The following is a 25,398-nucleotide window of genomic DNA, read 5'->3' on the forward strand; positions in this document are numbered from 1 at the left end:
ATGATAATGAAAACCCGGTATCCCCTCATACTGCTGATTAACGCTGCGGGTCTGGCGTTGTTTTTGTCGTGGTATATTCCAGTCAATCACGGATTCTGGTCTCCTCTCGACGCAAACATTTTCCACTTCTTTAACCAGAAGCTGGTTGAAAGCCGCGCATTTCTCTGGCTGGTGGCGATCACCAATAACCGGGCGTTTGATGGTTGCGCGCTGCTGGCGATGGGCTGCCTGATGCTGAGTTTCTGGTTAAAAGAGACCCCGGCGGGCCGTCGGCGTATTATCATCATCGGCCTGGTGATGCTTTTATCTGCGGTTGTGGTGAATCAGTTAGGCCAGGCGTTTATTCCGGTCAAACGCGCCAGCCCTACGCTGACGCTTGAAAATATTCACCGCGTCAGCGATCTCCTGCATATTCCCACCAAGGATGCGTCAAAAGACAGTTTCCCTGGCGATCACGGAATGATGCTGCTTATTTTTTCCGCATTTATGCTGCGTTATTTCGGAAAAGTCGCAGGTTTCATCGCCCTTATTATATTTGTGGTTTTTGCCTTTCCGCGCGTAATGATCGGCGCCCACTGGTTCACGGATATTGCGGTCGGTTCGCTGACAACGGTGCTGATTGGATTGCCCTGGCTGTTAATGACGTCGTTCAGCGATCGCGTGATACGGTTTTTCGATAATTATCTGCCCGGTAAAAACAAACAAAATTTAAACAAATAAATCACATCAATTAACATCGTCATCAGAGAGCGTTCTCACTCCTGATGGCGATCGTCGATTATTTCCCGCTCCGCCGTCATCTTCCTGTCATCTTCTTCCCGTTGAAAATGAACGCATTGCCTGTTATTCGCCTCATTTGCGTTTAATTTAGCCAATGCCACTAATTCACTTTCAGTATCATAATTTCTTATAAAAAATCCCGCCAAACTGCTCGCAATGGCAGCAACGATCGGGTAATCTTGAACTCGTTTTGCCTCGCTGGATAATTATTCTCTTTGCGAATAAATTTGTGCGTTCCGCCACAGATTTGACCTTAAAGAATTGTCTCATTGTGCGCAGGTAATTAGTCTCGTCACGTTTGGCATTTTTATAACGATATTTGTCGTTAAGGACTTCAAGGGAAAACAAACAACATGGTCAGGTCTCAACCGATTTTGAGATATATCCTGCGGGGAATTCCCGCGATTGCAGTGGCGGTTCTGCTTTCTGCATGTAGCACTACAAATACCGCAAAGAACGTGCATTCTGAGACGCATGCTGTGGGCAATGGAGATAACTCTTCACTGCAAGCCTCTCAGGATGAATTTGAAAATATGGTGCGTAACCTCGATGTTAAATCGCGGATTATGGATCAGTATGCTGACTGGAAAGGCGTGCGTTACCGCCTTGGCGGCAGCACCAAAAAAGGTGTCGATTGTTCCAGCTTTGTACAGCGTACATTCCGTGAACAATTTGGTTTAGAACTGCCTCGCTCAACCTATGAGCAGCAGGAAATGGGCAAATCCGTTTCGCGCAATAACCTGCGCACGGGCGATCTGGTTCTGTTCCGCGCCGGTTCGACGGGCCGTCATGTAGGCATCTACATCGGCAACAACCAGTTTGTTCATGCGTCTACCAGTAGCGGCGTTATTATTTCCAGCATGAACGAGCCTTACTGGAAAAAACGTTACAACGAAGGGCGCCGGGTTCTGAGCCGCAGTTAATTTTTCGTCTGACCGCTATCCCTTGGCAATCCTGACGAGACACATAAAAAGCACTGCTTCGGCGGTGCTTTTTTTGCGTTCTATCGCATCCCTGTAGAAAAGTATGACGATGCAGTTTAATCCAGGTTATAGTCTTTTAAATCAAGCATTTTAATCGCATTCGGTTACCTCAGGTAGAACCAGTAACTATGTTCACACGCGCCTCCTCGTCCTCGCGAAAAATCCTGCTCACCTGCATTCTCACAGGGGTCATCGTCGCGTTACTTATCAGTAGCCTGCAATTTTTAATGTCATGGCATAAACGTGAAGTCAAGTACGACACGCTGATATCCGACGTACAACATTATCTGGTGAGCTACTTCGCCGACCTTAAAGCCACGACGGATGTGTTACAGCCCCTGACGCTTAATGACTGCCAGCAAGTCTCTTCCGAGCTGACCTCCCGCGCCGCTTTTAGCCTGAATGTGCGCGCCTTTTTGCTCGTCAAAGACAAAATCGCCTTCTGCTCGTCAGCGACCGGGCCGATGGACACGCCGCTTACCGACCTGGTATCCAATATCGACATCCGCAAAGAGATTGATATGGCGATACTTCCCGGCACGCCGATGATGCCGGATAAACCGGCGATGGCGATTTGGTATCGCAACCCGTTATTAAAAGAGAGCGGCGTATTTACCTCGCTGAATATCAACCTGACACCCTACCTTATTTACACCGCCCGGCAGGAAGATTTTGATGGCATCGCATTAATTATTGGCGATACCGTGCTCTCGACGTTTTCTTCGCATTTAATGACCGTGGAAGAACTGTCGGGTACGCCTTCGCGCCAGGCGACAATAAAAGGGCTGCCGCTGAAGATACAGCTATACGCCGACAGCTGGACCTATAACGACGTGGGCTATGCCCTGCTGCTGGGCAGTATGAGTGGTATCATCGCCGCCCTGCTCTGCTACTACATCAGCTCTATCCGCCTGAAGCCGGGGCGAGAGATCCTGGTGGCTATCAAGCGCGAACAATTTTATGTGGTCTATCAACCGGTCGTTGATACCCAAACGCTCAGGGTCACGGGTCTGGAAGTGCTGTTACGCTGGCGTCACCCTACAGCAGGCGAAATCCCGCCTGACGCGTTTATTCATTACGCAGAAGCCCAGCAGCTTATTGTGCCGCTCACCCAGCATCTGTTTAAACTCGTGGCGCGCGACGCCCCCGCGTTGCAGAAGGTACTGCCTGTCGGGGCAAAGTTTGGCATCAATATCGCGCCTGACCACCTGCACAGCAACAGCTTTAAAGAGGACATCCGTCTCCTGGCGGAATCCTTACCGCCGCATCATTTTCAGATCGTACTGGAAATTACCGAACGCGATATGCTCAATCAACATGAAGCGGCTAAATTATTTGAGTGGCTGCACTGCGCTGGATTCGAAATCGCAATTGATGATTTTGGCACCGGCCATAGCGCCCTCATCTATCTGGAACGCTTTACGCTGGACTACCTGAAAATCGACCGGGGCTTTATTAATGCGATTGGTACGGAAACCGTGACCTCTCCAGTTCTGGATGCGGTGTTGATGCTCTCTAAGCGTCTGCATATGCTGACCGTCGCGGAAGGAGTGGAAACCCCGGAGCAGGCCCGATGGCTACGCGATCATGGCGTCAACTTCCTCCAGGGGTACTGGATTAGCCGCCCTTTAGCGCTTGAGGACTTCGTTCACTGGATGAATACCCGGCCCGCGCCGAAATGGTGACGGCACTCTTCTGCCCGAATGGATTCACAACAGAGGCTGCGTCACTTATTATTCAGGATTGACGCTTGCCTGACGGTGGCAGGTGATAAGAAAAGGAAACCATTTTCCGATGATTGCTCGCGTAATGCTTCTGTTTGTCGCCCTGGCCAGCTTTGGCGTACAGGCTCAGGCCATCAAAGAAAGTTACGCCTTTTCCGTGCTTGGCGAACCCAAATACGCCTTCAATTTTAATCATTTCGATTATGTCAATCCGGCGGCGCCAAAAGGGGGGCGGATAACGCTTTCCGCGACCGGGACATTCGATAATTTCAACCGCTATTCCATGCGCGGTAATCCTGGCGCACGTACCGAGCAGCTTTACGACACGCTTTTTACCACCTCTGACGACGAACCCGGCAGCTACTACCCGCTCATTGCCGACAACGCGAGATATGCGGAGGATTACTCCTGGGTGGAAGTGACCATCAACCCACGCGCCCGTTTTCATGATGGTTCGCCCATCACTGCCCGCGACGTCGCCTTCACCTTCCATAAATTTATGACCGAGGGCGTGCCGCAATTTCGTCTGGTGTACAAAGGCACGACCGTCAAAGCCATCGCTCCGCTTACCGTCCGCATTGAATTAGCCAAACCCGGTAAAGAGGATATGCTCAGCCTGTTTTCTTTACCGGTCATGCCGGAAAAATTCTGGAAGGATCATAAGCTCAGCGACCCGCTCTCTAAGCCTCCTCTTGCCAGCGGCCCGTACCGCATAACCCAGTGGAAAATGGGCCAGTACATTGTCTATTCCCGGGTAAAAAACTATTGGGCTGCTAACCTGCCGGTAAACCGGGGGCGCTGGAACTTTGATACCATCCGCTACGACTACTACCTTGATGACAACGTTGCGTTTGAAGCCTTTAAGGCCGGGGCGTTTGACCTGCGTCTGGAGAATGACGCGAAAAACTGGGCGACGCGCTACACCGGTAAAAACTTCGATAACCATTACATCGTTAAAGACGAACAGAAAAATGAATCCGCACAGGATACGCGCTGGCTGGCCTTTAATATTCAGCGTCCGGTATTTAACGATCGTCGCGTGCGTGAAGCGATAACCCTGGCATTTGATTTCGAATGGATGAACAAGGCATTGTTTTATAATGCCTGGAGCCGGGCAAACAGCTATTTCCAGAATACCGAGTATGCCGCCAGAAACTACCCCAGTGCGGACGAACTGGTCTTACTCGCACCCATGAAAAAGGATCTGCCGCCGGAGGTCTTTACCCGGATTTATCAGCCGCCAGTCTCAAACGGCGATGGCTACGATCGGGAAAACCTGCTGAAGGCCGATAAATTACTCACAGAGGCGGGATGGGTACTGAAAGGCCAGCGACGCGTTAACAGCGCGACCGGCAAAACGCTGAGCTTTGAACTGCTGCTTCCGGCAGGCGGCAACAGCCAGTGGGTTCTCCCCTTCCAGCATAATTTGCAGCGTCTTGGCATCACGATGAACATCCGCCAGGTTGATAACTCGCAAATCACCAACCGTATGCGCAGTCGCGACTACGACATGATGCCGCGACTGTGGCGCGCCATGCCGTGGCCCAGCTCCGATCTACAAATATCCTGGGCGTCTGAATACATTGACTCCAGCTATAACGCGCCAGGCGTGCAAAGCCCGGTCATTGATAAACTGATTGCCCAAATCATTGCCGCCCAGGGCGATAAAACGAAGCTGATTCCCCTCGGGCGGGCGCTGGATCGGGTATTGACCTGGAATTACTACATGCTGCCAATGTGGTATATGGCGGAAGACAGGCTCGCCTGGTGGGATAAATTTTCCCATCCGGCCATCCGGCCGATCTACACCATTGGACTGGATACCTGGTGGTATGACGTCAACAAAGCGGCAAAACTTCCCGCCGCCAGACGACAGGGAGAATAAATGGGCGCCTACCTGATTCGACGTCTGTTACTGGTGATCCCGACGCTGTGGGCCATCATTACAATCAACTTTTTTATTGTCCAGATCGCACCGGGCGGCCCGGTTGACCAGGCGATCGCGGCCATTGAATTCGGCCAGTCTGGCGCCTTACCCGGCGCCGGTAGCGAAGGCGTTCGCGCCAGCCACGCCCAGACCGGCGTAGGGAATATTAGCGACAGCCACTATCGCGGCGGACGTGGGTTAGATCCCGAGGTGATCGCGGAGATCACGCATCGCTACGGCTTTGATAAGCCTGTTCATGAGCGCTACTTTAAAATGCTCTGGGACTATGTTCGTTTCGATTTCGGCGACAGCCTGTTTCGCAGCGCATCCGTACTGACGTTAATCAAAGACAGTCTGCCCGTGTCCATTACGCTCGGATTGTGGAGTACGCTCATCATTTATCTGGTGTCGATCCCGTTGGGCATCCGCAAAGCGGTATATAACGGCAGCCGTTTCGATATCTGGAGCAGCGCTTTTATCATCGTTGGCTACGCTATCCCCGCCTTCCTGTTCGCCATCTTATTGATCGTTTTCTTTGCTGGCGGTAGCTATTACGACCTCTTCCCGCTGCGCGGCCTGGTATCCGCCAATTTTGATTCCCTGCCCTGGTATCAGAAAATTACCGACTACCTCTGGCATATCACGTTACCGGTACTGGCGACGGTGATCGGCGGGTTCGCCGCGCTGACCATGTTGACCAAAAACTCTTTTCTGGATGAAGTCCGCAAACAGTACGTTGTCACCGCGCGCGCAAAAGGGGTAAGCGAAAAAAACATTCTGTGGAAGCACGTTTTCCGCAACGCCATGCTGCTGGTGATCGCCGGTTTTCCGGCCACCTTTATCAGCATGTTTTTCACCGGTTCGCTGCTCATTGAAGTGATGTTTTCCTTAAACGGGCTGGGGTTGCTGGGCTACGAAGCGACCGTGTCACGCGACTACCCGGTAATGTTTGGCACGTTATACGTTTTCACCCTGATCGGCTTACTGCTGAATATCCTGAGCGATATCAGCTATACGCTGGTTGATCCACGCATTGATTTTGAGGGACGCTGATGCCGCGATTAAGCCCTGCAAACCAGGCCCGCTGGGCGCGTTTTCGTCATAATCGCCGGGGGTACTGGTCACTGTGGATTTTCCTGGTGCTGTTTGGCCTGAGTCTGTGCGCCGAACTGGTCGCCAACGATAAACCGCTGCTGGTGCGCTATGAGGGAAGCTGGTACTTTCCGCTGGTCAAAAACTACAGCGAAAGCGATTTCGGCGGGCCGTTCGCAACGCAGGCGGATTATCAGGACCCCTGGCTGCAAAAGCAGCTTGAAAACCACGGATGGGTGCTGTGGGCGCCCGTGCGTTTTGGCGCCACCAGCATCAACTTTGCCACTGATAAACCCTTCCCCTCTCCGCCGTCCGCACAAAACTGGCTGGGAACCGACGCGAATGGCGGCGACGTGCTGGCGCGCATCCTCTACGGCACGCGAATCTCTATCCTGTTTGGTTTGATGCTTACCCTCTGTTCCAGCGTAATGGGCGTGCTGGCGGGCGCGTTGCAGGGGTATTACGGCGGAAAAATCGACCTGTGGGGGCAACGGTTCATCGAAGTGTGGTCAGGAATGCCGACGCTGTTTCTGATTATTCTGCTCTCAAGCGTAGTGCAACCCAATTTCTGGTGGCTGCTGGCTATTACCGTCCTGTTTGGCTGGATGAGCCTGGTCGGGGTGGTTCGCGCGGAATTCCTGCGCACGCGCAATTTCGACTACATCCGCGCCGCGCAGGCGCTGGGCGTCAGCGATCGCAGCATTATCCTGCGTCACATGCTGCCCAACGCGATGGTCGCCACGCTGACCTTTTTACCGTTCATTTTGTGCAGCTCGATTACCACATTGACGTCACTGGATTTTCTCGGATTTGGCCTGCCGCTCGGCTCCCCTTCCCTCGGCGAATTACTCCTGCAAGGTAAAAATAATTTGCAGGCGCCGTGGCTTGGGATCACCGCGTTCCTGTCCGTCGCGGTGTTATTGTCGCTGCTGATTTTTATTGGCGAAGCAGTACGCGACGCGTTTGATCCCAACAAGGCGGTATAAGATGACGCATCCTCTGTTAACTATTGAGAATTTATCGGTAGGTTTTCGCCATCAGGAGAACGTGCGCACGGTTGTTAACGACATCTCTCTACAGGTTGACGCAGGCGAAACGCTGGCGCTAGTGGGCGAATCCGGCTCCGGTAAAAGCGTCACCGCACTGTCGATTCTGCGGTTGCTGCCCTCTCCGCCTGCGGTGTATCTCGCGGGCGATATCCATTTTCATGGCGAGTCATTGCTCCACGCCAGCGAGCAGACGCTGCGCGGCGTGCGGGGCAATAAAATCGCCATGATTTTTCAGGAACCGATGGTATCGCTAAACCCGTTGCATACGCTGGAAAAACAGCTCTACGAAGTGCTGTCCCTGCACCGGGGAATGCGCCGTGAGGCCGCCAGGGCCGAAATCCTGAGCTGCCTGGATCGCGTAGGGATTCGTCAGGCCGCGAAACGGCTGAGCGATTATCCCCATCAGCTCTCAGGCGGTGAACGCCAGCGCGTGATGATCGCAATGGCGTTGCTCACGCATCCTGAACTGTTAATCGCCGATGAACCCACGACCGCTCTGGATGTCTCCGTACAGGCGCAAATCCTGCAACTGCTGCGTGAACTGCAACGCGAACTGAATATGGGTATGCTGTTTATCACCCATAATCTCAGCATTGTGAAAAAACTGGCGGACACCGTGGCGGTGATGCAAAACGGACGATGCGTGGAGCAAAACCGTGCGTTGCCGTTGCTTAGCGCGCCTGAGCATCCCTATACGCAAAAGTTGCTGAACAGCGAACCCACCGGCTCCCCGGTTCCATTGCCCGGTGAGTCGTCGCCGCTACTGGAAGTGAACCAGCTTCGCGTCGCATTCCCGATTCGAAAAGGGGTTCTGAAACGCGTGGTGGATCATAACGTCGTGGTTAACGAGGTGAGTTTCGCGCTTCGACCCGGTGAAACGCTGGGGCTGGTCGGTGAATCCGGGTCAGGAAAAAGCACTACCGGTCTGGCCTTACTGCGGTTGATTCGCTCGCAGGGCAGCATCACTTTTGACGGCCAGCCGTTGCAAAATTTAACCCGCCGTCAGTTGCTGCCGGTTCGTCACCGTATTCAGGTGGTATTTCAGGACCCGAACTCATCGCTGAACCCCCGCCTCAACGTACTGCAAATTATTGAAGAAGGCTTACGCGTTCATCAACCGGCCCTTTCCGCCGGGCAGCGCGAAGAGCAGGTTATCGCCGTCATGAAGGAAGTGGGTCTGGATGCTGAGACGCGCCATCGTTACCCGGCGGAATTTTCCGGCGGCCAGCGCCAGCGTATCGCTATCGCCAGGGCGCTAATACTGAAACCGTCGCTGATTATTCTGGATGAACCGACATCATCGCTGGACAGAACGGTTCAGGCACAAATCCTGGCGCTGTTGAAATCTTTACAACAAAAGCATCGCCTGGCTTACATTTTCATCAGCCACGATCTGCATGTTGTGCGCGCATTATGCCATCAGGTCATTGTACTGCGACAAGGAGAAGTGGTGGAACAGGGGCAATGTGAGCGTGTCTTTACCGCACCGCAACAGGAGTATACGCGTCAGTTGCTCGCGCTAAGCTGACGCTCAAAAAGGATTGTTGTTCGAAAAGGGTTCCGCTATCGCTACGCCGAAATTTTTCAGGCGGCAGGTCGCGGCAAATTCGTCCTGACGATTAACAAACAGGCACGGCTCTCCTTCGCACTCCAGAACGGAGCAAGGCACTTCGATGTCGCTAAGCGCCTGGCTAAGTGTATGCATCACCGGCCATGCGCTGTCGCCATCGGGGCTCAGGAGTTTGAGCGCCACCAGACTGTTTTCTGTGTTCTGCCCGTTTTGCGGAATCGGTTCAACTTTTGAACCTGCAAAACCCGTTGACCACCGATAGTTCTGCGGTAAACGATGAATGATTGAGAGTTGTAATGTAGTCACTTTCTTTCCCCGGAAGCACATTCACTTCACAATTTATTTACATCCATATTAACACATCATTGACAACCCGTCCTTAAACAGATCGAAAACGCTTACATCCCTGGTCTGAGCGGCCTGTACAGCCCGTTATTAAAATATTTTTTGCCAGTGCCGGACGTATTTGCGGGCTATATGTACCCGTTTCTGCGATCTAACTCAACCTTTTTAACTACAATGATGTGACTTTTTACATAAATTGATTTTACATAAAATAAACATAAATGGAAAAAATGATGGATTTGACGTTGATGTACGTCAACAAAGGAAGCCTTCCGGCTTCCATGTTGTGTATTAGATCACCGTTTTTTCGGGCGACTGGCGTAGAGATAGAAGAGAATGGAGCAGGTTGCGCAGAAAGCAATCGACCAAATCATCGGCCAGGCGGAGGTAAAGGTTGCCAGCGACAGCAGCGCCCCGACAATCGCGCCAATGCCAAACCGGAACGTACCGGCCAGCGACGAGGCGGTGCCCGCCATATGCGGAAATTCATCCAGAATAACGGCCATCGCGTTTGAAGAGACCATAGAAACGCATCCGACAAACGCCGCGACGCCAACCACCAGCGCCCAAAAGCCCACGCCAAACAGCGCGCTGAATACCATCCAGACCGCCATCACAAACTGAATCCATAGCCCGGTACGGAACATATTCAACGCCCCAACCCGGCGCACAAAGCGGCTGTTGATAATGGTCATCACAAACAAGAACACAATGTTCAGCGCAAAGTAATAGCCAAAATGCTGCGGCGACACATGGTTAATCTCGATATACACAAACGGGCCGGCGCTGAGGAACGAGAACATTCCCGCAAAGCTAAATCCGCTGGCCAGCATATAGCTCAGTACGCGTTTGTGTCGGAACAGCGAGGCAAAGTTCCCTATCGTGGTACGAATATGGAACGGCTGACGGCGTTCAACGGGAAGCGTCTCGTTAATCAACAAGAAGATCATCACCGATGCCAGAATCGCCGCCACCGCCAGAATCCAGAAGATGTAATGCCAGCTCAACCACACCAGAACCCACCCACCAATAATCGGCGCCATCAGCGGCGCGATTGTCGTCACCAGCATGACGAATGACATCATGCGGGAGAACTCTTCTTTCGGGTAGATATCGCGCATCAGGGCATTGATCACCACGCTCGCCGCAGCGGCGGCAAGACCGTGGAAGAAACGCATGATGATCAGCTGGTCGATAGTCTGCGCCAGCGCGCATGCCACCGCCGCCGCCGCAAACACCAGCGTCCCGCCGAGGATCACCGGCTTGCGCCCGAGACTATCCGCCATCGGGCCGTAAATAAGCTGCCCCACGGCGAACCCCAGAATATAGGTACTGAGGGTCATCTGCGCGCTGCCCGCCGGTACGCCAAACTGGGCAGAAATCACCGGCAGCGCCGGAAGATACATATCAATCGACAGCGGCATCAGCATGGCTAACAGGCCAAGGATAAAAACAATGGCAAAAGATGAGTGCTGCCGGGTGGTCACAAATGAACTCCTGAATTTAGCGGGACGTAAAGCGCCTGGCTCACCGGGTCTATAAACCGACGCTGGCGATTTCTTCTTCTGTCAACGGGCGATACTCGCCAGGTTCGAGGTCGTCATCCAGCACAATTGCGCCGATGCGTTCACGGTGCAGTTCGACAACATGGTTCCCCACGGCGGCGAACATCCGCTTCACCTGGTGGTAGCGCCCTTCGCTAATGGTCAGACGCACCTGCGTCGGGGTGATCACCTCCAGCACGGCCGGTTTGGTGAGGTCTTTCTCATTATGCAGTTGCACGCCTTTGGCAAACTGTTCGGCGGTATCCGCAGCTACCGGCGATTCCAGCGTAACCAGATAGGTTTTCTCGCAATGATGGCGCGGAGAGGTGATCCGGTGTGACCACTGGCCATCATCCGTCATCAACACCAGTCCCGTGGTATCGATATCCAGCCGCCCGGCGGCATGCAGCTTGTACGCGACAGGTTCATCAAGGAAATAGAGTACCGTGGGATGATCCGGGTCGTCCGTTGAACAGACATAGCCCTGAGGCTTATTAAGCATAAAGTAGCGCGGGCCATTTTGCTGAATCAGCGTGTTGCCATCGTACTCGACATTATGTTCTGGCAGGAGTTTAAACGCCGCGTTTCGGATGATTTCGCCATCGACGGTAACACGGTTACTACGAATCTCACGCCCGGCAATAGCACGGCTGACGCCGAGTTGCTGAGCGATAAATTTATCAAGTCGCATGAGTTTGATTTTGCCTGTAATAATACGGAAATCGGGCATAACGCCCGAAAAATGAAGCCGTTGTCCATCCAGTATAACGGGCTCTAACCATCGCTCAAGGGAAATGATTCATGGCATACTATTCCCTGTACCGTTCATCGTAGTGAGACCATGATTTTTACACTTCGTCCTTACCAGCAAGAAGCCGTGGATGCCACGCTCAACCATTTTCGCCGCCACCGCACGCCTGCCGTGATTGTCCTGCCAACCGGCGCAGGCAAAAGTCTGGTGATTGCCGAGCTGGCGCGAGTGGCGCGTGGGCGCGTGCTGGTGCTGGCGCACGTAAAAGAGCTGGTCGCGCAAAACCATGCCAAATATTGCGCGCTGGGGCTGGAGGCCGACATTTTCGCCGCCGGTCTGAAGCGTAAAGAGAGCCACGGCAAGGTGGTGTTTGGCAGTGTGCAGTCGGTCGCCCGTAACCTTGACGCCTTCCAGGGCGAGTTTTCGCTGTTGATTGTCGATGAATGTCACCGCATCGGCGACGATGAAGAGAGTCAGTATCAGCAAATCCTGGCGCACCTGAGTAAAGTGAACCCCCACTTACGTCTGCTCGGCCTGACGGCCACCCCTTTCCGGTTAGGCAAAGGCTGGATTTATCATTTTCATTACCACGGCATGGTGCGCGGCGACGAAAAAGCGCTCTTTCGCGACTGCATTTATGAGTTACCGCTGCGCTACATGATTAAACATGGCTATCTGACGCCGCCGGAGCGTCTGGATATGCCCGTGGTGCAGTATGATTTTAGCCGCTTGCAGGCACAGAGTAACGGCCTGTTCAGCGAAGCTGACCTCAATCGCGAGCTGAAAAAGCAGCAGCGCGTGACCCCGCACATCATCAGCCAGATTGTTGAATTTGCCCAAACCCGCAAAGGGGTGATGATTTTCGCCGCCACCGTCGAACATGCCAAAGAGATTGTGGGTTTGCTGCCCGCCGATGATGCGGTGCTGATTACCGGGGACACGCCGGGCGCAGAGCGCGACGTGATGATTAACGATTTTAAAGCCCAGCGCTTTCGCTACCTGGTGAACGTCGCCGTGCTGACGACCGGGTTTGACGCGCCGCATGTCGATCTTATCGCTATCCTGCGCCCGACAGAGTCAGTCAGTCTTTACCAACAAATCGTGGGGCGTGGTCTGCGGCTTGCGCCTGGAAAAACTGACTGTCTGATCCTCGACTATGCCGGAAACCCGCACGATCTGTATGCGCCGGAAGTGGGCACGCCAAAAGGCAAAAGTGACAACGTTCCCGTGCAGGTGTTCTGCCCTGCCTGCGGGTTCGCCAATACCTTCTGGGGGAAAACCACCGCTGACGGCACGCTGATTGAGCATTTCGGTCGCCGCTGCCAGGGCTGGTTTGAAGATGATGACGGGCATCGCGAACAGTGCGATTTTCGCTTCCGCTTTAAAAACTGCCCGCAGTGTAACGCGGAAAACGATATCGCCGCCCGGCGCTGCCGGGAGTGCGACACGATTCTGGTTGACCCGGACGATATGCTGAAAGCGGCGCTAAAACTCAAAGATGCGCTGGTATTGCGCTGTAGCGGGATGGCGTTACAACACGGGCATGATGAGAAAGGCGAATGGCTGAAAATCACCTACTACGATGAGGACGGCGCCGATGTGAGTGAGCGCTTCCGATTGCAGACGCCCGCTCAACGCACCGCCTTTGAACAGTTGTTTATTCGCCCGCATACCCGCACGCCGGGTATTCCGTTACGCTGGATCGCTGCGGCGGATATCCTGGCGCAACAGGCGCTGCTTCGCCACCCTGATTTTGTCGTCGCCCGCATGAAAGGTCAGCACTGGCAGGTGCGCGAAAAAGTCTTCGATTATGAAGGCCGCTTCCGGCGGGCACATGAATTGCGCGGTTAATCGTACTTTTGATTGATGTGATAGCCATTTGAGTATAGAATCTCGCCCGCTTTTGCATACGCAAAGCAGATCACTTACCTGTTGCTGGGTCGCCTGTAACAGGAATTATTTAAGAGAGATTTAAATGTTTACTATCAACGCAGAAGTACGTAAAGAGCAGGGTAAGGGTGCGAGCCGCCGCCTGCGCGCCGCTAACAAGTTCCCGGCAATCATCTACGGTGGCGCTGAAGCCCCGATTGCTATCGAACTGGACCACGACCAGGTTATGAACATGCAAGCTAAAGCTGAGTTCTACAGCGAAGTTCTGACCATCGTTGTTGACGGTAAAGAAGTCAAAGTTAAAGCTCAGGCTGTACAGCGTCACGCGTTCAAGCCGAAGCTAACTCACATCGACTTCGTTCGCGCGTAATCGCCAACAAGTTGAAGAAAAACCCCGCCACGGCGGGGTTTTTTTATGGTGCGCGACAAGGCGATGAACCGTAAGCCGAATAAGGTGCCTGCACCGCTATCCGGCGTTACAACACATAACGTCAAAACCGTTAATTACCGCCGGACGTCCGACGCTGGAGCTGATCGCGCAAGTTTGGCGGCGTTCCCTTGATCGTCAGCGTATCGGTCGCCGGGTCCCAGAAAATCCGCTCACCTAACAGCATGGCGTCGAAGTTGATGGTTAACCCACCGCCGCTCCCGGCATATTTCGTCAGCTGACGCAGCGTGCTGCGGTCCGCCGGGAAACTCTCTTCCAGCTCATAGCCTTTGTCAGCGGTAAATTCTCTGAAGCTGACTTCGCTGACGCCGGATAACTCTTTCGACAGCGATTCAAGCTCAATCTCTTCACCAGACTGCAATTGCTCATTGCAGTAGCTGTACACCTGCTGACGGACATTCTGACGTTCAGCTTTGTCCAGCTGCGCTTCTGCGGTGAAATCGTCCACCGCCTGCAACAGCCCCCGGTTTTGCGCTTTCGCGTTCAGCCCTTCGCTGGCGCCCAGGAAATCCATAAAGAAATCGGCCACTTTGCGCCCTACCCGGCCTTTCAGGAAGGTCAGATAACGGGTGGATTCCGGGTTCGTTTCCCATTCGGTCAAATCGATACGCGCCACAATATCCGCATGGTTAATATCCAGATAGTGCGTCGGGTTGATATCCAGGTTCTCATTCACGCGCATGCTGCTTAAGTTGTTCAGCACCGCCACCAGCAGATACTCCACCGCCAGATAACGGTAATGGCAGAACAGGACAATACCGCCGTCCGCAAACGGGTATTTCGCCAGTTCATCGCGTAAACGGCCGGTCGCCGCACGGCTAAAGGCAAGAAAATCCTCCTCGCCCTGACGCTGCAACCGCAGCGTTTGCGCCAGTTCACTCTCTTCGCTGAACAGGCCGTACGCTTTGTTCTTGGCGCTATAGACCCGGTGCAGTTCAGCCACCATATCGACAACGGTGGTTGTCGGCTCCAGTAATGAATCGCGCAAGACCAGCTCAAGATTTTGCTCATCACGTTTGATAAGCTGGTGCAGGGCAATCTGGTTGATATCCAGACTCATGATAAACTCTCCTTTATGACCGGGCGGTATTCAATCACCTGACGGGCGGTGACGCAACAGGAGATAAAAAAGCAGAAAAAAAACTGTTGCTACGGTAATATGTTGCCCTTTCATGAACAAACTGATTGCGATTTATGCCACAACACTCCCGCTATAGTGACGAACACGTTGAACAATTACTGAGTGACCTGCTCAACGTACTGGAAAAACATAAGGCACCGACCGACCTTTCCCTGATGGTGCTGGGAAACATGGTCACCAACCTTATCAACACCAGCATCGCACCGGCTCAACGCCAGGCGATTGCGAACTCTTTTGCCCGCGCATTACAGTCTTCAATTAACGACGACAAAGCGCATTAAGGGAAACGAACGGCTATTTATGGTAACTCATCGTCAGCGCTACCGTGAAAAAGTCTCCCAGATGGTTAGCTGGGGGCACTGGTTTGCACTGTTCAACATTCTGCTGGCCATGGTGCTCGGTAGCCGTTACCTGTTTGTCGCAGACTGGCCGACAACGCTTGCAGGGCGTATTTACTCGTACCTGAGCATTGTCGGGCACTTCAGCTTTCTGGTGTTCGCCGCCTACCTGCTGATCCTGTTTCCTCTGACATTTATTGTCATGTCTCAGCGGCTGATGCGTTTTTTGTCAGCCATCCTGGCGACGGCGGGCATGACGCTGTTGCTGATCGACAGCGAAGTTTTTACCCGCTTCCACCTGCACCTGAATCCCATTGTCTGGGAACTGGTCATTAACCCCGATCAGAACGAGATGGCGCGCGACTGGCAGCTGATGTTTATTAGCGTGCCGGTCATCCTGTTAATCGAAATGCTGTTTGCGACCTGGAGCTGGCAAAAGCTGCGCAGCCTGACGCGACGTCGCCATTTCGCCAAACCGCTTGCCGCGTTCTTTTTCGTCTCATTTATCGCTTCGCATGTGGTGTATATCTGGGCAGACGCCAACTTCTATCGCCCAATCACCATGCAGCGCGCGAATTTACCGCTGTCATACCCGATGACGGCGCGCCGTTTTCTGGAAAAACACGGCCTGCTGGATGCGCAGGAGTATCAGCGCCGTCTGGTGGAACAAGGCAACCCGGAAGCCGTTTCCGTTCAGTATCCGCTGAGCGATTTGCAGTATCGCGACATGGGCACCGGCCAGAACGTACTGTTAATTACGGTCGACGCGCTGAACTACTCCCGCTATGAAAAACAGATGCCCGCGTTGGCCGCATTCGCCGAACAGAATACGTCATTCACGCGCCACATGAGTTCAGGCAACACGTCTGACAATGGGATATTTGGTCTGTTCTATGGCGTATCGCCCAGCTATATGGACGGTATTCTGTCGACCAGAACGCCTGCCGCGCTGATCTCGGCGCTGAACCAGCAAGGCTATCAGTTAGGGTTATTCTCTTCTGACGGCTTCACCAGCCCGCTCTACCGCCAGGCGCTGCTGTCAGACTTTTCCATGCCAACCGTGCAAACGCAGTCCGACGAGCAGACGGCAAGCCAGTGGATTAACTGGTTAGGACGTTACGCCCAGGAAGATAACCGCTGGTTCTCATGGGTTTCCTTCAACGGCACAAACGTTGACGACAGCAACCAGAAAGACTTTGCGAAACGGTATGCCCGCGCCGCAGAGAACGTGGATGCCCAGATTAACCGGGTGCTCAGCGCACTGCGTGACGCAGGGAAACTCAACAACACCGTGGTGATCATTACGGGGGGGCGCGGCGTACCGTTGACGCAGGAAGAGAGCCATTTCGCCTGGTCTCGCGGCCATCTGCAAGTGCCGTTGATCATTCACTGGCCGGGCACGCCAGCGCAGCGAATCAACACTCTGACCGACCATACGGATTTGATGACGACGCTGATGCAGCGACTGTTGCACGTCAGTACGCCAGCCAATGAGTACTCGCAGGGACAGGATCTGTTCAATGCCACGCGCCGCCATTACTGGGTGACCGCGGCGGACGGCAGTACGCTGGCGATTACCACGCCGGAAATGACGCTGGTACTGAACAATAACGGCACCTATCAGACGTACGATCTACACGGCGAGAAGATCAAAGACCAGAAGCCGCAGCTGAGCCTGTTGTTGCAGGTACTGACCGACGAGAAACGATTCATTGCTAACTGATTAATTATAAATCAGTTAGCAAGACATCCCCTTGCATTCGTGGTGGAAAGCGGTAGTATTGGCATCCACAAGTCGGCACGTAGCGCAGCCTGGTAGCGCACCGTCATGGGGTGTCGGGGGTCGGAGGTTCAAATCCTCTCGTGCCGACCAAAATCCCTTAGAAAAACCAACCTCTTACGGTTGGTTTTTTTATGTCTGCCGTTCCCTTCCAGTACTGTGCTAACACCGCATAATCAAAAGGTTTTACTACTTACCCATGCCCAAAATAGGGTAAAATTTATTCTCTCATCAACGCGATGAATCTGGACGATTTTCGCGCTAAAAACAATAATGATACGAGTATGTACTCAGGAGAATAGTATGCCTGAAGCAACGCCTTTTCAGGTGCTTATTGTGGACGATCATCCACTTATGCGACGAGGTATTCGTCAATTACTGGAACTGGATACCGCATTTAATGTCGTTGCCGAAGCTGGCGATGGGGCGAGTGCTATCGATCTGGCAAGCCGTCTCGATCTTGATCTGATCCTGCTTGACCTGAATATGAAAGGCCTGAGCGGGCTTGATACGTTGAATGCGCTGCGTCGGGATGGCGTCACCGCACAGATCATTATCCTGACGGTTTCCGACTCTGCCAGTGACGTGTACGCGCTGATTGATGCCGGGGCGGATGGCTATTTACTGAAAGACAGCGACCCGGAAGTGCTGCTGGAAGCGATTCGTGCTGGCGCCAACGGCGGCAAGGTATTCAGCGATCGCGTCAGCGAATACCTGCGCGAACGGGAACTGTTTGGCGCAGAGGAAGATCCCTTTAGCGTGCTCACTGAACGCGAACTGGACGTGCTGCACGAACTGGCTCAGGGGCTGTCGAACAAACAGATTGCCTCCGTGCTGAATATTTCTGAGCAGACGGTTAAGGTGCATATTCGTAATTTACTGCGAAAGCTGAACGTGCGCTCGCGCGTCGCGGCGACCATTCTCTTTTTACAAACACGCGGAATGCAGTAACAAGATATGCCCGATGGCGCTACGCTTATCGGGCCTACAAGTCGCGTGGCAAGTACTATCCGGCCTTGCCACACTCATTTATTCCGCCTGCGGCGAAAGCTGCGCTAATGCCTGCTTAATACTGCGTTCAATCACTGCCCGGCGGGAATCATTGGCGGGCAGCAATTTCAGCATCATCTCCCAGGCTGCAACCGCCTCGCCGAAACGCTGCTGCTCGAAGGCATTAAACGCATACATACTCAACGTCCGAATGTTGGCATGATCGCTTCTCACCAACTGGCGCAACAGCTCCCCTCCCCGACGATTATCATCAGGATCGGAAGAACGGGTCAGCGCTTCCGCATACCCTAATGCGGCATCGCTATTTTTGGGGTCCAGTCTGTACGCATTGGCATACGCTTCCGTCGCCGTGCTGGCATTCCCCAGCACCATGCCGATACGCCCAAGCATAATCCAGCCTTCCACATTGCCAGCATCGCTTTGCAGTCGGGTACGCAAACCAAGCGCCAGGCGTGTCATCTCTTCCTCATTCAGCGGCTGCGCGTCAGGGTCCAGCGCGCGCTCCAGCAACGCTGGCGTCTGCGCCGTAGCCTGTTGCCAGATTTTTACCTGCTGATAGTTACCGGTCTGGTAGTAACTTACCGCCCCGACAATCAGCGCGATCACAACCCCGGGAGCAAACAGCCATAATCCGGCCTGGCGTCCCTTCGGCGTCACCTCGTCAGAAAAGGTTTCCTGTTTTACACGTACGCGCCGCCGCGAACGGGCGAAGATAATCCAGCCGCCAGCGCCAATAGCGGCGATCGGCAAGATCCACAACAGCACGGTAAGCGGTGTCAGCGGCGGATCGTAGGTGACGAAGTTACCGTAGCGCGCCACCATGTAATCAACGATCTCCTGCTTGCTTTTACCTTCCTGCATCAGTTCATAAACCTTCTGACGCAGGTCGGTGGCAATCATCGAGTTAGAGTCCGCGATGCTGTTGTTCTGGCATTTCGGGCAGCGCAGCTGCTCGGTGAGCTGGCGGAACTGCTGCTCCTGCGCTTCATCTTTGAACTGCATAACATCAATGGCAGCCAGCGACGAGCCGGAGATCACCAGCATCAGCACGCCCAGTAAGAATCTCATTGCGCGGCCTCCTTGCTGTACTGCTCCCAGAGCGGTTTTATTTCACTTTCCCATACCCTGGCGTTCAGATCGCCTGCATGGCGATAACGAATGATCCCTTTACCGTCGATCAGGAAGGTTTCCGGCGCGCCGTAAACGCCCAGATCCAGCCCAAGCATACCGTCGCCATCAAACAGGCTTAGCGCATAAGGATTCCCTAACTCTTTCAGCCAGGTAATCGCTTTCTGGCGATCGTCTTTGTAATTCAGACCAACCACGCGAATTCCCTGCGCAGACAGCTGATTCAGATACTGATGTTCAGCGCGGCAGGTCGGGCACCAGGTCGCCCACACGTTGAGCAGCACCGGTTTCCCCTGCGTTAGCACGTCTGCCTGATAATGCTGACCAGGATTTTCCAGCGATTCGAGACGGAAGGTCGGCACCGGTTTGCCAATCAGCGCCGATTCCAGATTCGTCGGATCGTCCCCTTCCGCATTACGCGCCAGCTGCCACAGCAACGCTGCCGCAATAACCAGAAAAATGATGAAAGGTATTAACAGTACGTTGCGCTTCATACAGCCTCCGGCGCGGTTTTTTGCGGGCATGAACGCTGGCGATAGCGCGGATCAAACAGGCAGAACAACCCGCCAAGCGCCATCAACAGCCCTCCCGCCCAGATCCAGCGAATAAACGGTTTGTAATACAGGCGTACCGCCCATGCGCCATTGTCCAGTTCTTCGCCGAGAGCGGCATACAGATCGCGGGTGATCCCGCCATCGATCGCCGCTTCCGTCATCATTGAGCTGGTGCTGTTATAAAAACGTTTTTCCGCATGCAGCGTCGCTTCTGCTTTACCTTCCCGCGTCACGCCGATAATCGCCACCCCGCCGCGATAGTTCGGGCCGGTAATCTCCTTCACTTCACGGAAGGTGAATTGATAGTCGTGGATGCTGACGCTGTCGCCCGCTTTCATGCGGACATCACGTTCCACGCTGTAGTTTTGGCTAAACGCGATGCCGACAATCGTCACCGCCAGCCCAACGTGCCCGGCGACCATTCCCCAGTAGCTGAGCGTCATTTTCGTACCGCGCGAAACGCGCTGCGCGACTTCCGCTACCGCCAGCACAAATACCCAGCACGCCATCGCCAGCCCGACCACCGTCATGGCGACAATCTTGTCTTCAAACAGCCACGGCAGCAGCATCGACAGCACTAACGTGCTCACCAGCGCGATAACCAACAACCGCTGCAACTTGCGCGGTCTGTCACGTCCCCAGCGAACCAGCGGCCCGATGCCCAGCAGCAGCGCGAACGGCGCCATCAGCCAGGTGAACATGGTATTAAAGAACGGTTCGCCGATTGAAATACTGCCCAGACCGAGCTGTTTATGCACCAGCGGCAGCAATGTTCCCAGCAACACCACCAGCATGGCGGCGATAAGCAGGACGTTATTGGCTAACAGCAGTGACTCACGCGACCAGAGCGCGTTATTCACCCGCGAGCGAACCTTGTGTCCGCGCGTCGCGAACAGCAGCAGCGAACCGCCGATCACCAGTACCATAAAGGCGAGAATAAACATCCCGCGCGATGGATCGGAGGCAAAAGCATGCACCGACACCAGCACGCCAGAACGCACCAGGAAAGTACCGAGCAGGCAGAGTGAGAAGGCGCATATTGAAAGCAGAAGCGTCCAGGCTTTGAAGCTGGCGCGCTGTTCAGTCACCGCCAGGGAGTGCATCAACGCGGTGCCCACCAGCCACGGCATAAATGAGGCGTTTTCCACCGGGTCCCAGAACCACCAGCCGCCCCAGCCCAGCTCGTAATAGGCCCAGGCAGAGCCAAGCACGATACCCAGCGTTAAGAATACCCATGCGGCCAGCGTCCAGGGGCGGGAAAAGCGGGCAAAGGTGCTGTCCAGACGCCCACTCATCAGCGCGGCGATCGCGAACGCGAACGCCACCGAGAAACCGACATAGCCCATATAGAGCAGCGGCGGGTGGAAGATCAGCCCCGGGTCCTGCAACAGCGGGTTCAGGTCGCGCCCTTCAATCGGAAAGTTGGGCAACGTACGGGAAAACGGGTTGGAGGTGAACAGAATAAACAGCAGAAAACCGACGCTGACCATCCCCATCACCGCCAGTACGCGGGCGACGATATCCAGTGGCATCCGCTGACTGAACACGGCCACAGCAAACGTCCAGCCGCTCATCAGCAATACCCATAGCAGAAGCGACCCTTCGTGCGCTCCCCAGGTCGCGGCGACGCGATACCAGACCGGCAGTTGCGTGTTGGAGTTGCTGGCGACATAGGTAACGGTAAAATCATTCACCACGAAGGCATTGATCAGCACCAGAAACGCGCCCATCACCAGGATAAACAGCAGCCAGGAGAATGGCCTCGCCGAGGCCATCATGCGCACATCGCCGCGCCCCACGCCCCACAGCGGATAAACGGACAGCAACAGCGCCACGCCGAGTGCGAGACACAGCAGCGCGTTGCCAATTTCAGGCATCATGATGCTTTATCCTTATAAACGCTTTCCGGGCGACGATGGTTTTCCTGCATCGCTTTTTCAACTTCCGGCGGGGTATAGTTTTCATCATGTTTGGCGAGCACCTCTTTCGCCTGCACATGGTTTTTCTCGCCCAGTTCCCCCTGCACCACCACGCCCTGCCCTTCGCGGAACAGGTCCGGCAGAATGCCTTCGTACGTCACATCCACCACGCCTTCGGCGTCGTAGATGCTGAAATTCACTTTCAGCGAATCCGGGTCGCGCTTCACGCTTCCGGGCATGACCATGCCGCCGACGCGCAGGCGTTGCCCCACTTCAGGCAGTTGGTGCGTTTCGCGTTTACCGTAGAGAATTTCGCCTGGCGTATAGAACAGGTCGATATTGGAACGCAGCGCATAAAGTACCAGCGTGATAGTCAGAGCCAAACCGGCCAGCACCGCGCAGGCTATCCACAAACGATTTTTACGACGGATATTCATGCGGCCTCCCGCTGCGCCTGCGCCGCGCGCATCCGCGCTTCACGCGCTCGCTGCTGCGCCACGCCGCGCAAAATCACGCGGTGCTGCATGGCGGTATGTACCACCAGCGCCGCCAGCGGGATCACGGTCATCACAACCGCCAGCCAGACATAAAAGGCGTAACCGCCCATAGCAAAGAAATCACTCCAGGATGCAAATGCGCTGGTCATTGGCGGCCTCTTTTTAAAATCAGTTCACTCACCCACGGGCGACGTTTTTCCATTAACAAAATCAGGTTACGCATCCGCATCAGCGCCAGCGTGATAAACAGCAGCAGATAACCGATAATCGCCAGGCGCAACGGCGCGCGCATCGCCGGGTCAATGCTCTGCTGCATACGAGTTGATCCCTGATGTAGCGTATTCCACCACTCCACCGAGTAGTGGATGATCGGCAGATTAACGACGCCAATCAGCACCAGAATGCCCGCCGCGCGTCCCGCCAGGCGGCGATCGTCAAAGGCGTGCCACAACGCTATCACCCCGACGTACAGGAACAGCAGCACCAGTTCGGAGGTCAATCGCGCGTCCCATACCCACCAGGTTCCCCACATCGGTTTGCCCCAGGCGGAACCGGTAACCAGCGCGATAAAGGTAAACACCGCGCCAACAGGCGCCATCGCCGCCACCGCCAGGTTAGCCATTTTCATTTGCCAGACCAGACCGATGAATGCGGCGACCGCCATCGAGGCGTAAATCCCCATCGACCAGATCGCCGCCGGGACATGCAGGTAGATGATGCGGTAGCTTTGCCCCTGCTGATAATCCGCAGGCGCGAAGCCAAACCCCCAGACCCAGCCCGCCGCCAGCACCACCACGCTGGCTATCGCCAGCCACGGGATGAACCAGCCACAGATCTGATAAAGCCGTGGGGGAATCGCCAGTTGATGAAGTGTTTTCCACATAGTTCAGTCACCAGATTCAATCAAAACGAATGAAACTTCAGTTATGCCGGATGACGGCAAAGACGCCTTATCAGACCTACAGACTTTCCTGATAAGCGTAACGTCATCCGGCATCCTACAGTTTGTCGCCAGTCAAAGACCGCGCTACTGCATGCTGATACGTAACGCTGCCGCCGTAGCAAAAGGACTTAACGTTGCGCTGCCCGCCAGCAACGCGCCCAAAATCGCCATATATCCCTCAACGGGCAAATGCATGGAGGCCGCATCCATCGCCGCAGTGGCGAAAATCAGTAACGGAATGGTCAGCGGCAGCACCAGCACGCTCAGCAATACGCCGCCGCGTTTCAGGCCCACCGTTAACCCCACGCCCGGCGCGCCAAGAAAACTCAGGGTCGGCGTGCCAAGCAGCAGAGTCAGCGCCATGATTTGCCAGCCGTACATATCCATTCCCAGCAATAACGCCACCAGCGGAGAGAGGATCAGCAGCGGCAGACCGGTCACCACCCAGTGCGCCATCACTTTCGCCAGCACCACCGCCGGTAACGGCAGCGGCAGGAGCATCAGTTGCTCCAGGCTGCCGTCCTGTAAGTCATCGCGAAACAGACGCTCCAGCGCCAGCAGCGAGGAGAGCAACGCCGCCACCCAGATAATGCCGGGAACAATGCGCGCCAGCAGCTGCGGCTCCGGGCCAATGCTCAGTGGGAAAAGCGTGATAACAATCAGAAAGAACCACAGTGGGTTAGCGATTTCCGCGCTATGACGAAACGCCACGCGCAGCTCAAGACGAAAGATTTGCCACATCATTGCGCTGCCCTCTCGCCAGTCAGCGCGATGCGCCGTATTTTGTCAGTCGCGACATTCAGCGGCTGGTGCGTGGTGAGGATGACGATCCCGCCCTGCTGTGTATGTTCAGCCATGCGCTGCGTCAGACGCTCAACACCATTGACATCAATGGCGGTAAACGGCTCGTCGAGGATCCAGAGCGTCGCGCGGGTCAGCCACAGACGCGCCAGCGCCACGCGCCGTTGCTGTCCAGCGGAAAGCTGGTTGACGGGGATGTCTTCGTATCCGGCCAGCCCCGCCTGCGCCAGCGCGGCCAGACACTGCGCCGTATCGCCGTCATGGTGGAAAAAGCGCAGGTTCTCCAACGCCGAAAGCCGGGTTTTAATCCCCGGCTGATGTCCAATCCACAACAGATTTTGATGGTAGCTGTCGCGCACGCGGTGCAACGCCTGCTCTTGCCAGCACACTTCCCCTGCGTCGGGGCGCGCCAGTCCGGTGAGCAACCGCAAAAGGGTGGTTTTCCCCGCGCCGTTGCCCCCGGTAATTTGTACCCATTCCCCTGCGTTCACGCGAAACGACAGCCCACTGAACAGTATTCTGTCATCCCGCTCGCAGAGCAGTTCTCTGGCTTCAAGCATACCCACTCATTATTAAAAGCCCGGTTTCACTTCGCGCATATCCGGGAGTTTATGCGCAATCCCTTTGTGGCAGTCGATACAGGTTTGCCCCTCTTTCACTGCCTGGTCGTGCATTTTGGCGGCAACGCCTTTCTGAGCGGTGAGATCCATAAATTCGAAGTTGTGGCAGTTACGGCACTCCCGCGAATTGGTGTCTTTCATCCGTCGCCACTCGCTCTGCGCCATTGTCAGGCGGTGATCTTCAAACTTCTGCGGAGTATCGATAATGCCGAACACCTTCCCGTACAGCTCTTTACTGGCCTTGATCTTACGGATCATTTTCGGGCCCCACTCGTGCGGAACGTGACAGTCAGGACAGGTGGCGCGAACGCCGCTGCGGTTGTTGTAGTGCACGGTTTCCATGTATTCCTGATAGACGGTGTTGCGCATTTCGTGGCAGCTGATACAGAACTCTTCGGTGTTGGCCTTTTCCATCCCGGTGTTGAAACCGCCCCAGAAAATAATGCCGCCAACAAAACCGATTAACAGCAACGTGCCGATCGCCAGGCGGCTGGGGCGACGCCACCATTGCCAGACCCGCTTAATCACGCCAGGTTTACGGTTAGAATTTTCCATAATGACCT

Annotated in this window: 25 protein-coding genes and 1 tRNA gene; 13 read left to right on the forward strand and 13 right to left on the reverse strand. The window is 54.6% G+C overall.

Annotated elements, in window-relative coordinates; genetic code table 11:
• From OGX93_RS18620 to yejF, 7 genes are all read left to right on the forward strand, one after another.
• A complete protein-coding gene (locus OGX93_RS18620) occupies window positions 1–720 on the forward strand; it encodes a phosphatase PAP2 family protein (RefSeq protein WP_047462461.1) in 720 nt (239 codons plus the stop codon).
• A gap of 413 nt (window positions 721–1,133) precedes the next feature.
• Window positions 1,134–1,703, forward strand: coding sequence for a bifunctional murein DD-endopeptidase/murein LD-carboxypeptidase (gene mepS / locus OGX93_RS18625; RefSeq protein WP_012131581.1), 570 nt, complete (start codon window positions 1,134–1,136; stop codon window positions 1,701–1,703).
• A gap of 188 nt (window positions 1,704–1,891) precedes the next feature.
• Window positions 1,892–3,448, forward strand: a complete 1,557-nt coding sequence (locus tag OGX93_RS18630) for a cyclic di-GMP phosphodiesterase (protein ID WP_248623124.1) — start codon at window positions 1,892–1,894, stop codon at window positions 3,446–3,448.
• A 109-nt stretch (window positions 3,449–3,557) separates the two neighbouring features.
• Window positions 3,558–5,372: an extracellular solute-binding protein gene (locus OGX93_RS18635; protein WP_060868305.1), complete on the forward strand. Its 1,815-nt coding sequence runs from the start codon at window positions 3,558–3,560 to the stop codon at window positions 5,370–5,372.
• Complete coding sequence (locus tag OGX93_RS18640) at window positions 5,373–6,467, forward strand: microcin C ABC transporter permease YejB (protein WP_286449201.1); 1,095 nt, start codon at window positions 5,373–5,375, stop codon at window positions 6,465–6,467. It begins immediately after the preceding gene.
• Window positions 6,467–7,492 (forward strand): ABC transporter permease, encoded by a 1,026-nt coding sequence (locus OGX93_RS18645; protein ID WP_060815836.1) that lies wholly within the window; start codon window positions 6,467–6,469, stop codon window positions 7,490–7,492. Before OGX93_RS18640 ends, OGX93_RS18645 begins: the two co-directional genes overlap by 1 nt.
• A gap of 1 nt (window position 7,493) precedes the next feature.
• Window positions 7,494–9,083: a microcin C ABC transporter ATP-binding protein YejF gene (gene yejF / locus OGX93_RS18650; protein ID WP_286449202.1), complete on the forward strand. Its 1,590-nt coding sequence runs from the start codon at window positions 7,494–7,496 to the stop codon at window positions 9,081–9,083.
• A 3-nt stretch (window positions 9,084–9,086) separates the two neighbouring features.
• Here yejF and OGX93_RS18655 read toward each other — a convergent pair whose 3' ends face one another.
• The 3 genes from OGX93_RS18655 to rsuA form a co-directional block, all read right to left on the reverse strand.
• Window positions 9,087–9,431: a YejG family protein gene (locus tag OGX93_RS18655; protein ID WP_024130169.1), complete on the reverse strand. Its 345-nt coding sequence runs from the start codon at window positions 9,429–9,431 to the stop codon at window positions 9,087–9,089.
• A 335-nt stretch (window positions 9,432–9,766) separates the two neighbouring features.
• Window positions 9,767–10,957: a Bcr/CflA family multidrug efflux MFS transporter gene (locus tag OGX93_RS18660; RefSeq protein ID WP_200075619.1), complete on the reverse strand. Its 1,191-nt coding sequence runs from the start codon at window positions 10,955–10,957 to the stop codon at window positions 9,767–9,769.
• A 49-nt stretch (window positions 10,958–11,006) separates the two neighbouring features.
• Window positions 11,007–11,705 carry a 16S rRNA pseudouridine(516) synthase RsuA gene (rsuA, locus tag OGX93_RS18665; protein ID WP_286449205.1) on the reverse strand — a complete coding sequence of 233 codons (699 nt, stop codon included), beginning with the start codon at window positions 11,703–11,705 and terminating at the stop codon, window positions 11,007–11,009.
• Window positions 11,706–11,855: 150 nt separating this feature from the next.
• Between rsuA and radD the strand changes: the two genes are divergently transcribed.
• Window positions 11,856–13,616 carry a DNA repair helicase RadD gene (radD, locus tag OGX93_RS18670; protein WP_286449207.1) on the forward strand — a complete coding sequence of 587 codons (1,761 nt, stop codon included), beginning with the start codon at window positions 11,856–11,858 and terminating at the stop codon, window positions 13,614–13,616.
• Between the two features lie 124 nt (window positions 13,617–13,740).
• Window positions 13,741–14,025 (forward strand): 50S ribosomal protein L25, encoded by a 285-nt coding sequence (rplY, locus tag OGX93_RS18675; RefSeq protein WP_012131568.1) that lies wholly within the window; start codon window positions 13,741–13,743, stop codon window positions 14,023–14,025.
• A 130-nt stretch (window positions 14,026–14,155) separates the two neighbouring features.
• Here rplY and yejK read toward each other — a convergent pair whose 3' ends face one another.
• A complete protein-coding gene (gene yejK, locus OGX93_RS18680; RefSeq protein ID WP_012131566.1) occupies window positions 14,156–15,163 on the reverse strand; it encodes a nucleoid-associated protein YejK in 1,008 nt (335 codons plus the stop codon).
• Between the two features lie 134 nt (window positions 15,164–15,297).
• On the opposite strand from yejK, the gene OGX93_RS18685 reads away from it, so the two are divergent.
• The 4 genes from OGX93_RS18685 (at window position 15,298) to narP (ending at window position 18,313) form a co-directional block, all read left to right on the forward strand.
• On the forward strand, window positions 15,298–15,525 hold the full coding sequence (locus OGX93_RS18685) for a YejL family protein (RefSeq protein ID WP_012131565.1): 228 nt from the start codon (window positions 15,298–15,300) through the stop codon (window positions 15,523–15,525).
• A 19-nt stretch (window positions 15,526–15,544) separates the two neighbouring features.
• Window positions 15,545–17,305 carry an LPS biosynthesis-modulating metalloenzyme YejM gene (gene yejM / locus OGX93_RS18690; protein ID WP_199976208.1) on the forward strand — a complete coding sequence of 587 codons (1,761 nt, stop codon included), beginning with the start codon at window positions 15,545–15,547 and terminating at the stop codon, window positions 17,303–17,305.
• A gap of 73 nt (window positions 17,306–17,378) precedes the next feature.
• Window positions 17,379–17,455: transfer RNA gene (locus OGX93_RS18695), tRNA-Pro, on the forward strand.
• Between the two features lie 210 nt (window positions 17,456–17,665).
• Complete coding sequence (gene narP / locus OGX93_RS18700; RefSeq protein WP_012131563.1) at window positions 17,666–18,313, forward strand: nitrate/nitrite response regulator protein NarP; 648 nt, start codon at window positions 17,666–17,668, stop codon at window positions 18,311–18,313.
• 78 nt (window positions 18,314–18,391) lie between these two features.
• Here narP and OGX93_RS18705 read toward each other — a convergent pair whose 3' ends face one another.
• From OGX93_RS18705 to napC, 9 genes are all read right to left on the reverse strand, one after another.
• Window positions 18,392–19,441 carry a cytochrome c-type biogenesis protein CcmH gene (locus tag OGX93_RS18705; RefSeq protein ID WP_047462441.1) on the reverse strand — a complete coding sequence of 350 codons (1,050 nt, stop codon included), beginning with the start codon at window positions 19,439–19,441 and terminating at the stop codon, window positions 18,392–18,394.
• Complete coding sequence (gene dsbE, locus OGX93_RS18710; protein ID WP_286449208.1) at window positions 19,438–19,995, reverse strand: thiol:disulfide interchange protein DsbE; 558 nt, start codon at window positions 19,993–19,995, stop codon at window positions 19,438–19,440. The genes OGX93_RS18705 and dsbE overlap by 4 nt, the downstream gene beginning before the upstream one ends.
• A complete protein-coding gene (locus tag OGX93_RS18715; RefSeq protein ID WP_047462438.1) occupies window positions 19,992–21,935 on the reverse strand; it encodes a heme lyase CcmF/NrfE family subunit in 1,944 nt (647 codons plus the stop codon). Before OGX93_RS18715 ends, dsbE begins: the two co-directional genes overlap by 4 nt.
• Entirely contained in the window at window positions 21,932–22,411 is a 480-nt protein-coding gene (ccmE, locus tag OGX93_RS18720; protein WP_012131559.1) for a cytochrome c maturation protein CcmE, read from the reverse strand. Before ccmE ends, OGX93_RS18715 begins: the two co-directional genes overlap by 4 nt.
• Window positions 22,408–22,620, reverse strand: coding sequence for a heme exporter protein CcmD (gene ccmD / locus OGX93_RS18725; protein ID WP_012131557.1), 213 nt, complete (start codon window positions 22,618–22,620; stop codon window positions 22,408–22,410). Before ccmD ends, ccmE begins: the two co-directional genes overlap by 4 nt.
• The gene (gene ccmC, locus OGX93_RS18730) at window positions 22,617–23,354 is read right to left on the reverse strand and encodes a heme exporter protein CcmC (RefSeq protein ID WP_049008540.1); all 738 of its coding nucleotides are present in this window, start codon (window positions 23,352–23,354) and stop codon (window positions 22,617–22,619) included. The genes ccmD and ccmC overlap by 4 nt, the downstream gene beginning before the upstream one ends.
• Before the next feature lie 144 nt (window positions 23,355–23,498).
• Window positions 23,499–24,158 (reverse strand): heme exporter protein CcmB, encoded by a 660-nt coding sequence (gene ccmB / locus OGX93_RS18735; protein ID WP_012131555.1) that lies wholly within the window; start codon window positions 24,156–24,158, stop codon window positions 23,499–23,501.
• Window positions 24,155–24,781 (reverse strand): cytochrome c biogenesis heme-transporting ATPase CcmA, encoded by a 627-nt coding sequence (gene ccmA / locus OGX93_RS18740; protein WP_102949630.1) that lies wholly within the window; start codon window positions 24,779–24,781, stop codon window positions 24,155–24,157. The genes ccmB and ccmA overlap by 4 nt, the downstream gene beginning before the upstream one ends.
• Window positions 24,782–24,787: 6 nt before the next feature.
• Entirely contained in the window at window positions 24,788–25,390 is a 603-nt protein-coding gene (gene napC, locus OGX93_RS18745) for a cytochrome c-type protein NapC (RefSeq protein WP_012131552.1), read from the reverse strand.
• Window positions 25,391–25,398: the final 8 nt, after the last annotated feature.

The sequence above is a fragment of the Citrobacter sp. CK195 genome, assembly GCF_030333365.1.
GTDB lineage: Bacteria > Pseudomonadota > Gammaproteobacteria > Enterobacterales > Enterobacteriaceae > Citrobacter_B > Citrobacter_B koseri.